This is a genomic window from Stenotrophomonas sp. AGC87, from assembly GCF_057333975.1.
The window spans coordinates 155,547-164,301 of record NZ_JBHFHW010000043.1 but is presented as its reverse complement, the minus strand read 5'-3'; the positions used below and the strand labels follow the sequence as shown (position 1 = coordinate 164,301).

The window sequence follows — 8,755 nt, the reverse complement described above, 5'->3', positions numbered from 1 at the left end:
GGAGACATGCCCCCCGCCCGGCCAACGTGCTCAGTAACGATAATTCACTTTCAGCCAGGCGGTGCGGCCAGGTTCGTTGATGCGCACCGGATCGGCCGGGAAGCCGAAATCGGCGCTGCCGGCCAGGTTCAGATGCTCGCTGTAGGCGCGGTCGAACAGGTTGTCCACGCCTGCACTGACCAGGAGCGCCTCGTTGACCCGGTAGCTGGCGTTCACGGCCAGGGTGGCGAAGCCGGCGCTGGGGCCGAGATCGCGGGCGACCACGTTGCCCTGCCCCGCCGCGACCCGGCCCTGACGCGAGACCGCACGTGCCAGCGCCCCCGCGGTCCAGCGCTCGCCTTCCCAGGTGGTGCTGAGCCGGGCTTCCAGCGGCGGCATCTGCGGCAGCGCGCGGCCGTCACTGCGGTTCTCGCCCCAGGCGTACGCCAGCGTTCCGCCGAGTTTCCACTGCTGTGCCAGCTGCCACTCCGCGCCCGCCTCGGCGCCAGCAATGCGCGCATCGACATTGCTGGCCTGGCTGGTGCTGCCCATCATGCCGCCGTCGCGGTAGGTGAACAGGATGTAGTCCTGGATGCGCCCGGCATACGCCGAGACCCAGGCGTTGAGGCGATCAGTGCGGTACTGCAGACCCAGATCGAGCTGGGTGGTTTTTTCCGGCTGCACGCCGGTGAAGGCGTTGACCGCGCCGGCCGGGCCGAGCGTCGGCGAGAACAGTTCCCAGTAGTCGGGCATGCGCTCGCTGTGCCCGACACCGGCGTACCAGGTGAGTGCAGGGGCGATATCGCGCTCGAACCGGACAAAACCGCTGCCGAGATTCTCGCGCCGGCTCTGCCCGGCAGTCGGATTGGGCATCGCCATCATGCCGCTGGTGGCGCGCTCGTCCTTCACCTCGGCACGGTCCATGCGCAGGCCACCCACCCAGCGCTGCGCGGTGCCCTCGCCCAAGGTGATCTCGGTGAATGCGCCGAGGTTTTCGAAGCGCGCATCCGTGCGCCACGGCTGCTGCCGGTACGTGTTGCGCCCCATCGCATTGCGGCTGCGGTGACGGCTGTCCTGCGCGTCCACGCCGGCCACGATGGCGATGTCCTGCCAGCGCCATTCCGAGGCGATGCGGCCCCCGGTGGTGCGGCGATCGACATTGGAGCCCATCGGCATAGGCATGCTGCTGGCCGGGTTCGGCGTGCGCAGCGTGTAGTTGTCCATCACGTGATCGGCGTCGTTGTAGTACAGGTTCGCCTGCAGCCTGTCCCATGCACCCGGCAGGTTGTCCTTTTCCAAGCGCGCAGCGTAGCTGGTGCGCTGGAACGAGGCACCGTCCATGCCGCGACCGGCGTAGCGCGCGATCGCATCGCCGGTGCCGGCCGACAGCTCCAGCACGGTATCGGCATCGGGTGTCCAGCCGACGGCGACATCGCTGTTCCACTTGCGCCATTTGGAGGGCACCACATCCCCGTTGCCGTCCTTGTAGTCATCCGATTCGGAGCGGTTGCCGTTGACGCGCACATAGCCCGGCGAAGCGCCGGCGGTGAGATCCAGCACCTGGTCGTTGCGGTTGCGCGAGCCGACCAGCGCGCTGGCGTTGATATCCACGCCCGGCTGATCGAACCGCGGGGTATCGCGCTCGAAGCGCACCGTGCCGGCCGAGGCACCGGCACCCCAGCGCACGCTCTGCGGCCCCTTGATGATGGTCAGCCAATCAAAGGTTTCCGGGGCGATGTAGGACAGCGGGTTGTCCATGCGCGAGGGGCAGGCACCGATCAGATTGCCTTCGTTGCTGACGATGTTCAGGCGCGAACCGAACATGCCACGCAGCACCGGATCGCCGTTGGTGCCGCCGTTGCGGATCGCCGAGAAGCCGGGAACCGTCTTCAGATAATCAGCGCCATCGCTGGCCGGCACCGGCTGCCGCGGCAGGCGCGGATCGGTGACCCAGTGCAGCGGCGAGGAGGGCGCGGTGGCGGTGACCACCAGCGTATCGAGCGTACGGGCGTCATCGTTGGCGGCATGCAGCGGCAGCGCGACCAGGGCCAGCGACAGGGAAACAGACAGGCGCGTCAGTGCGCCCGCGCTGCGGGAAGAAACAGTCATGGTGGAACTCCAGAAAAGCACGCAGGCACGCGCCGCCATCACGGCGACACGGGCAGAAAGGGCGGTGGTTTCAGGAGAGCGCGGGGGGGCCGCGCGCGGCGTGGGCCGGCCAGCGCAGGCTGCGTGGCGTGAGCACCGCGCGCAGCACGCGCGGCGCGATGACCGGCATCGCCGGCAGCAACAGGATCAGTACCGCCAGCCACGGCATCAGCCGCGAGGCCATCATGCAGTACTCGCAGGCATCGCCATGGCCGGCGTGCTCGCTCATCGGCGGCGACGGCACGGGGCCGTCATGGGCACCCGGCGTGGCATCCACCGCCATGGGCTGCATCGCCATGTCGTGATACGGCATGGGGTGATGTTGCATGTCGTGCTGCAGCATGGCGTGCCCCGCGTGCACATCCGGCAGCGCAGGCATCGCCGGCAGCGCGTGGGTCATGCCGGTCGGCATCAGCATCACCGGGGCCTCGGCATGCGCCTGCTGCCAGCGGCTCACCAGCGGCGCCAGCGCCATCAGCAGCGTCGCCACGAAGGCAAGCTGCAGAAAGACGGCATACGGGCGACGGCGGACATTCACCCGCTCATGGTAGCGCCCGACCCTGGGCCGGGCGGCCCGACGCCCTGCGACCAACCGTCGCAGCGGCCCTTTCCAAGCGCCCACCGAACCCCTCAACCCCTCTGGAGAAAAGCCCCCTTCTGTTGAAGGGGGCGCGCCAACGGCGCGGGGTAGCGGGGGAATGCGCGGGCAGCCATCACCGTCGCTAGACGGTGATGGTCTGCGTCAGCGATTCCCAGGTCGGCGGCAGCGGCCAGTTGGCTTCCTGGTTGCCGTCGATCACCCGGCGCAGGTCGCGGGTATCGATCTGCGGGGCGAGCACGTGCACCAGTTCCAGCGCGTAATCGCGCAGCACGCGGTCGCGCGGCAGCACGGCCCAGGCGATGCACTCGTCGATCGGCGCCGGGGCCGGCCAGGACCGCAGGTCTTCGTCGCTGGCGTTGACCGCCATTTCCGCCAACAGGCCCACGCCCAGGCCGGTGCGCACGTAGGTCTTGATCAGGTCCGCATCAAGCGCGGTCAGCGCGATGTCCGGGGTCAGCCCGGCGCTGGCGAAGGCGCGCTGCAGCGAGGAGCTGCCGCGGGTGGAGGATTCGTAGCTGATCAGCGGGTGGCTGGCGAGCGCCTGCAGGTCCGGCGCGGCGCCCGGGCGGTCCAGCGCGTGGCCGCGCGGCACCAGCACCAGCCTGCGCCAGCGGTACAGCGGAATGGCCAGCCCGGCAGTGGGCTCACCGCCGGCGGTGCTGATGATGGCGATGTCCGCATCGCCCTGGCTGAGCAGGTCCAGCGCGTCGCTTTCAGCGGCCTGCTGCAGGTGCACGCTGACCTGCGGGTAGGCCTGCTTGATCCGCGCCACCGCCGGCGGCAGCACGAAGCGCGCCTGGGTATGGGTGGTGGTGAGCACCAGTTGGCCCTGGCTTTCACGGCGCTGGTTGGCCGCATAGGTGCGGATATTGTTGGCCTCGCCCAGGACGGCGCGGGCACGGCCGATCACTTCCACGCCGGCCGGGGTCACCGCTTCCAGGCTGCGGCCCTTGCGCACGAACAGCAGAAAGCCGAGTTCATCCTCGAGCTGTTTGAGCTGTTTGGACAGGCCGGGCTGGGTGGCGTGCACACGGGACGCGGCCAGCGTGATGTTCAGCTCGGCGTCGGCGATGGCGACCAGGTAGCGAAGTTGGGTCAGCGTCATGGGCGGGCGATACGGCGCATGGAGAGGGGGCCATCCGACTGTAGGGCAAATGCCGTCACCAGCTTATAACCAAACGTTGTTTAAGAAGGTAATCAGGTCATTTCGCGCGGTCATATGCCAGCGGTACGGTCTGACCGACCCCGGCCCGGCCGCGCGCGGGCGCCTTGCGCCGCCACCGGCCCGACCCTTCCCCTGCCGCACGGCCCCCCCGGGCGGCACCGACTTCTCCGGAGCATCCCCATGGCCCTGTACGACTCCATCCTGGACACCATCGGCAACACCCCGGTAGTGCGCCTGCACCGTCTCGCCCCCGAGCACGTCACCCTGTACGCCAAGGTCGAGTCGTTCAACCCCGGCGGCTCGGTCAAGGACCGCCTGGCGCTGGCGATCATTCTCGACGCCGAGGCCAAGGGCCTGCTCAAGCCCGGCGATACCATCGTGGAAGCGACCTCGGGCAACACCGGCGTGGCGCTGGCGATGGTGGCCGCCGCGCGCGGCTACAAGTTCGTGGCCACGATGGTGGAGACCTTCTCCATCGAGCGCCGCAAGTTGATGCGCGCCTATGGCGCCAAGGTGATCCTGACCCCGGCCGCCGAGCGCGGCTCGGGCATGGTGCGCCGGGCGAAGGAACTGGCCGAGGAACACGGCTGGTTCCTGGCCAGCCAGTTCGCCAACCCGGCCAACCCGGCGTATCACCGCAACACCACCGCCCCGGAAATCCTGCGCGATTTCGCCGGCAAGCGGCTGGACTACTTCGTGACCGGCTGGGGCACCGGCGGCACCCTGACCGGCGTCGGCGAGGTGCTCAAGGTCGCGCGACCGGAGACCCGGATCGTCGCCACGGAGCCGGAAGGCGCCGCCCTGCTCAAAGGCGATGAGTGGAAGCCGCACAAGATCCAGGGCTGGACCCCGGACTTCGTGCCGGAGGTGCTCAACCGCGGTGTCTACGATGAACTGCTGACCATCGACGACGCGCGCGCCATCGAGACCTCGCGCCGGCTGGCGGCCGAGGAAGGCATCTTCGTCGGCATCTCGGCCGGTGCCACGGTCGCCAGCGCGCTGGACATCGCTGCCAAGGCCGCACCCGGCGCGGTGATCCTGGCGATGCTGCCCGACACCGGCGAGCGCTACTTCTCCACCCCGCTGTTTGCCGATATCAACGAAGGCTCCGACGACGACTGGCTGGCCGGTCTGCCCTGATCTGCCCGTTGGTCCGTAAGAACGAAGCGCCCGCCCCCATCGGCGGGCGTTTTGCATGGGGCGCTTCATCTGCGGTGAAGCGATCCGGCGGCATCGTGTGAAGGTCAGCCAGCGCTCGCCGGGTCGCACTGTCTGAGACGACGATGACGCAGCCTAGATGTCCTGCCGGGTAACGTGCAGGTCAGGCACGTCATTCCGTTGTATGGACCCGGTAACAGTCAGTAAGGAGCGGTACGCATGAAGATCGAAGTGTGGCAGGGCGACATCACGACCCTGGCGGTGGATGCGATCGTCAATGCGGCCAACGAATCCCTGCTGGGCGGCGGTGGCGTGGACGGCGCGATCCATCGTGCGGCCGGCCCTCAGCTGCTGGACGCCTGCCGCGCCCTGCCGGAGATCCGCCCCGGCATGCGCTGCCCGACCGGCGAAGTGCGCGAGACGCCAGCATTCGAACTGCCGGCAAAGCATGTGTTCCACACCGTCGGCCCGGTCTGGCAGGACGGTCTGCGCGACGAGCCGGCGCTGCTGGCCAACTGCTATTGGAAGTCCCTGCAGCTGGCCGAGAAGCTGGATCTGGAATCGATCGCCTTCCCCGCGATCAGCTGCGGCGTGTTCGGCTACCCGCTGCACCAGGCCGCGCACATCGCCGCCACCGAGACCCTGACCTGGCAGCGCTCGCATCGCCAGCCGCGCCGGATCATCCTGGTGGCGTACAACGCGGCGACGTACAAGGCCTACCAGTCGGCGCTGGCCGCGGCAGGCCAGCCGGTTGAACCCTCGACCTCGGCGATCTTCGCACCGCTGCCGTTGGGGTTGCCGCCGGCGGCAGCGCACTGAGCAAACCACCGCGCAAACAAAAACGCCGGCACAAGGCCGGCGTTTTCGTTGACGGTGGTCAGGCGTGAATCAGCCGTTCCACTTGCCCAGGGCGGCCTGGCCGTTTTCCTTGGCGCGATCAAACACGGTCTGCTGTGCCTTGGCGATGTTGGCCTTGGTGTCCTTGGCCCACAGCTTCAGCGCAGCCTGCTGCATGGCGCGGCCGTAGGAGAAGCTCAGCGGCCACGGCAGGTTGCCCATCTGGTTCATGGCGTTCAGATGCGCGGTGGACTGCTCATCGCTCTGGCCACCAGACAGGAACACCACGCCCGGCAGGATCGCCGGCACGGTGCTCTTGAGGCACATCACGGTCGACTCGGCCACTTCCTCGACGTCGGCCTGCTCTTCGCAGCCCTTGCCGGAGATGACCATCGAGGCCTTCAGGATGGTGCCTTCCAGCAGCACGTTCTGCTGGTACAGCGCGTCGAACAGCGAACGCAGGGTGGCTTCGGTGACTTCGTAGCAGGTCTCGATGTCGTGGTCGCCGTCCATGATCACTTCCGGCTCGACCATCGGCACCAGGCCGCATTCCTGGCACAGCGCCGCATAGCGGGCCAGCGCATGGGCGTTGGATTCGATGCAGGTGCCCGACGGGATGCTTTCACCGATGTTGATGACCGCACGCCACTTGGCGAAGCGCGCACCCAGCTTGTAGTACTCCTGCAGGCGCTCGCGCAGGCCATCCAGGCCTTCGGTGACCAGCTCGCCCGGGCAGCCGGCCAGGGCATGGGCGCCCTTGTCGACCTTGATGCCCGGAATGATGCCCTGGGCGGCCATGTACTTGGCGAACGGGACGCCGTCCTTGGTGGACTGACGGATGGTCTCGTCGTACAGGATCGCGCCGGAGATGTGCTCGTTCAGCTTGGGCGTGGTGAGCAGCAGTTCGCGGTAGGCGCGACGGTTCTCCTCGGTGTTCTCCAGGCCGACGCTGGCGAAGCGCTTGCCGATGGTGCCGGTGGATTCGTCGATCGCGATGATGCCCTTGCCCGGGGCGACCATGGCCTGTGCGGTTTCAGCCAGCTGTTCGATGCTCATGTACTTCCTGTGGCGGGTGCGGGAAAACGCCAATTATAGACCCCGCCTCCCGTGAACTGGCCGTCCACGAAATCTGGAAACGATTCCATCTGAAACGACGAACCCGCGCGGCCGTGAAGCCACGCGGGTCCGGGTGTTGCGCGGCGGGTCGGTTAGAGCTCGCCGAGACCGCTCGCACGGCCGTCTTCGCCGACTTCCAGCAGGCGCAGCGTGTTGGTGGCGCCATGGGTTTCCATGTGCTCGCCGCTGGTGAAGACCACGCGGTCACCGCTCTGCAGCTGGTTCGCTTCGAACAGCAGGCGGATGCTGCCGCGCGCGGCTTCGCGCGGGGTCAGGCCGCGGCTGTCGAAGTTGATCGGGAACACATCGCGCATCAGCGCCATCTGGCGGCGGGCGCCGTCATGGCGGGTCACCGCGAACACCGGTGCCGAGGCACGGAAGCGCGACAGGTAACGCGCGGTGCCACCGGATTCGGTCATTGCCACGATCGCGCGCACGCCCACGTGCTGGGACAGGAACATGGTGGCCATGGCGATCGCCTGATCCGCGCGTTCCAGGTTGCGCGGCGAGGCGCCGAAATCAGTCTCGGTCTGGAACTGGCGTTCGGCACCGAGGCAGATACGTGCCATCGCTTCGACCGCCTTGACCGGGTACATGCCCGCGGCGGTTTCGGCCGACAGCATCACCGCATCGGTACCGTCGATGACCGAGTTGGCCACGTCCAGCACTTCGGCACGGGTCGGGATCGGGCTTTCGACCATCGACTGCAGCATCTGAGTGGCGGTGATCACCACCTTGTTCTGCGCCAGCGAGGCCTTGATGATCTTCTTCTGCAGGCCCGGCAGTTCGGCATCGCCGATTTCCACGCCCAGATCACCACGCGCGACCATGACCACATCGCTGGCGTCGACGATCTCTTCGAGGTTCTCGATCGCTTCGGTGCGCTCGATCTTGGAGACCAGCGCGGCGTAGCAGCCGTGCGACTCGGCGATCTCGCGCGCGTCGTTCATGTCCTGCGCGTTGCGGCAGAAGGAGACGGCGATGAAATCCACGCCGATCTTGGCCACGATGCCGATCAGTTCTTTGTCGCGCTCGGTCAGCGCGCCCAGCGACAGGCCACCGCCCTGCTTGTTCAAGCCCTTGCGGTCGGACAGCACGCCATCGTTGAGCACCGTGTTGATGATGCGCTCGCCCTGCACTTCGGTGACCTGCAACTGCATCAGGCCATCGTCGAGCAGCAGGATGTCACCGGCCACCACGTCCTGCGGCAGGCCCAGGTAGCTCACGCCCACCTGGGTGGTGTCGCCGGCCGGTGCGTTCGGCGAGGCGACCAGGTCGAAGCGGTCGCCCGCCTTGAGCTTGATCTTGCCTTCGGCGAAACGCTCGATGCGGATCTTCGGGCCCGGCAGATCGGCCAGGATGCCCACCTCCACGCCCACGCGGGCGGCGGCGGCACGCACATCGGCAGCGCGCTTGGCCTGGCCGGACGGGTCACCGTGGCTGAAGTTGAGGCGAACCACGTTCACGCCGGCGCGGAAGAGATCCTCCAGCACGCCCGGCGGGTCGGTCGCCGGTCCGAGGGTGGCAAGGATCTTGGTGCGACGCTGACGCTCAATCATGGTTAATGGGCTCCCGTTAAAGGAGTGAAATTAGCACACCCATCACGTCCCATGAATACGATTACACCGCTGGCACGCTTGGGTTTCGCTGTTGTCCTGCAGACAGCCCGAGACGACCGGGCGGACAGTCGTTTGACCGCCCGGCGGCCAGCGCCAATCGCGGCGGGGCTTTGCGCAGGACATGCGGCGGCG

General features: G+C 67.7%; 7 protein-coding genes. 2 read left to right on the top strand and 5 right to left on the bottom strand.

Going from position 1 to position 8,755, the window contains the following annotated elements; genetic code table 11:
* Window positions 1–30 precede the first annotated feature (30 nt).
* The 3 genes from ACE026_RS19810 to ACE026_RS19800 all read right to left on the bottom strand — a co-directional run bounded on the left by ACE026_RS19810 (window position 31) and on the right by ACE026_RS19800 (window position 3,833).
* On the bottom strand, window positions 31–2,088 hold the full coding sequence (locus tag ACE026_RS19810; RefSeq protein ID WP_486040538.1) for a TonB-dependent copper receptor: 2,058 nt from the start codon (window positions 2,086–2,088) through the stop codon (window positions 31–33).
* Window positions 2,089–2,158: 70 nt separating this feature from the next.
* A complete protein-coding gene (locus ACE026_RS19805) occupies window positions 2,159–2,602 on the bottom strand; it encodes a hypothetical protein (protein ID WP_486040616.1) in 444 nt (147 codons plus the stop codon).
* Between the two features lie 247 nt (window positions 2,603–2,849).
* Window positions 2,850–3,833 (bottom strand): LysR family transcriptional regulator, encoded by a 984-nt coding sequence (locus ACE026_RS19800; protein ID WP_121039345.1) that lies wholly within the window; start codon window positions 3,831–3,833, stop codon window positions 2,850–2,852.
* A gap of 240 nt (window positions 3,834–4,073) precedes the next feature.
* Here ACE026_RS19800 and cysK point away from each other — a divergent pair, with 240 nt between their 5' ends.
* Together cysK and ACE026_RS19790 are read left to right on the top strand one after the other, a co-directional pair.
* Window positions 4,074–5,033 carry a cysteine synthase A gene (gene cysK, locus ACE026_RS19795; RefSeq protein ID WP_121039348.1) on the top strand — a complete coding sequence of 320 codons (960 nt, stop codon included), beginning with the start codon at window positions 4,074–4,076 and terminating at the stop codon, window positions 5,031–5,033.
* A gap of 237 nt (window positions 5,034–5,270) precedes the next feature.
* Entirely contained in the window at window positions 5,271–5,870 is a 600-nt protein-coding gene (locus ACE026_RS19790; RefSeq protein WP_486040536.1) for an O-acetyl-ADP-ribose deacetylase, read from the top strand.
* Between the two features lie 69 nt (window positions 5,871–5,939).
* Here ACE026_RS19790 and ACE026_RS19785 read toward each other — a convergent pair whose 3' ends face one another.
* Window positions 5,940–6,944, bottom strand: a complete 1,005-nt coding sequence (locus tag ACE026_RS19785; RefSeq protein WP_123730338.1) for a class I fructose-bisphosphate aldolase — start codon at window positions 6,942–6,944, stop codon at window positions 5,940–5,942.
* A 152-nt stretch (window positions 6,945–7,096) separates the two neighbouring features.
* A complete protein-coding gene (gene pyk, locus ACE026_RS19780; RefSeq protein ID WP_152152512.1) occupies window positions 7,097–8,563 on the bottom strand; it encodes a pyruvate kinase in 1,467 nt (488 codons plus the stop codon).
* Between the last annotated feature and the right edge of the window lie 192 nt (window positions 8,564–8,755).

Bases quoted from the DNA above. Each gene is read 5' to 3' on its own strand.
- ACE026_RS19810 (WP_486040538.1), bottom strand. From the start codon at position 2,088: ATGACTGTTTCTTCCCGCAGCGCGGGCGCACTGACGCGCCTGTCTGTT.
- ACE026_RS19805 (WP_486040616.1), bottom strand. From the start codon at position 2,602: ATGGCGCTGGCGCCGCTGGTGAGCCGCTGGCAGCAGGCGCATGCCGAG.
- ACE026_RS19785 (WP_123730338.1), bottom strand. From the start codon at position 6,944: ATGAGCATCGAACAGCTGGCTGAAACCGCACAGGCCATGGTCGCCCCG.
- pyk (WP_152152512.1), bottom strand. From the start codon at position 8,563: ATGATTGAGCGTCAGCGTCGCACCAAGATCCTTGCCACCCTCGGACCG.
- cysK (WP_121039348.1), top strand. From the start codon at position 4,074: ATGGCCCTGTACGACTCCATCCTGGACACCATCGGCAACACCCCGGTA.
- ACE026_RS19790 (WP_486040536.1), top strand. From the start codon at position 5,271: ATGAAGATCGAAGTGTGGCAGGGCGACATCACGACCCTGGCGGTGGAT.
- ACE026_RS19800 (WP_121039345.1), bottom strand. From the start codon at position 3,833: ATGACGCTGACCCAACTTCGCTACCTGGTCGCCATCGCCGACGCCGAG.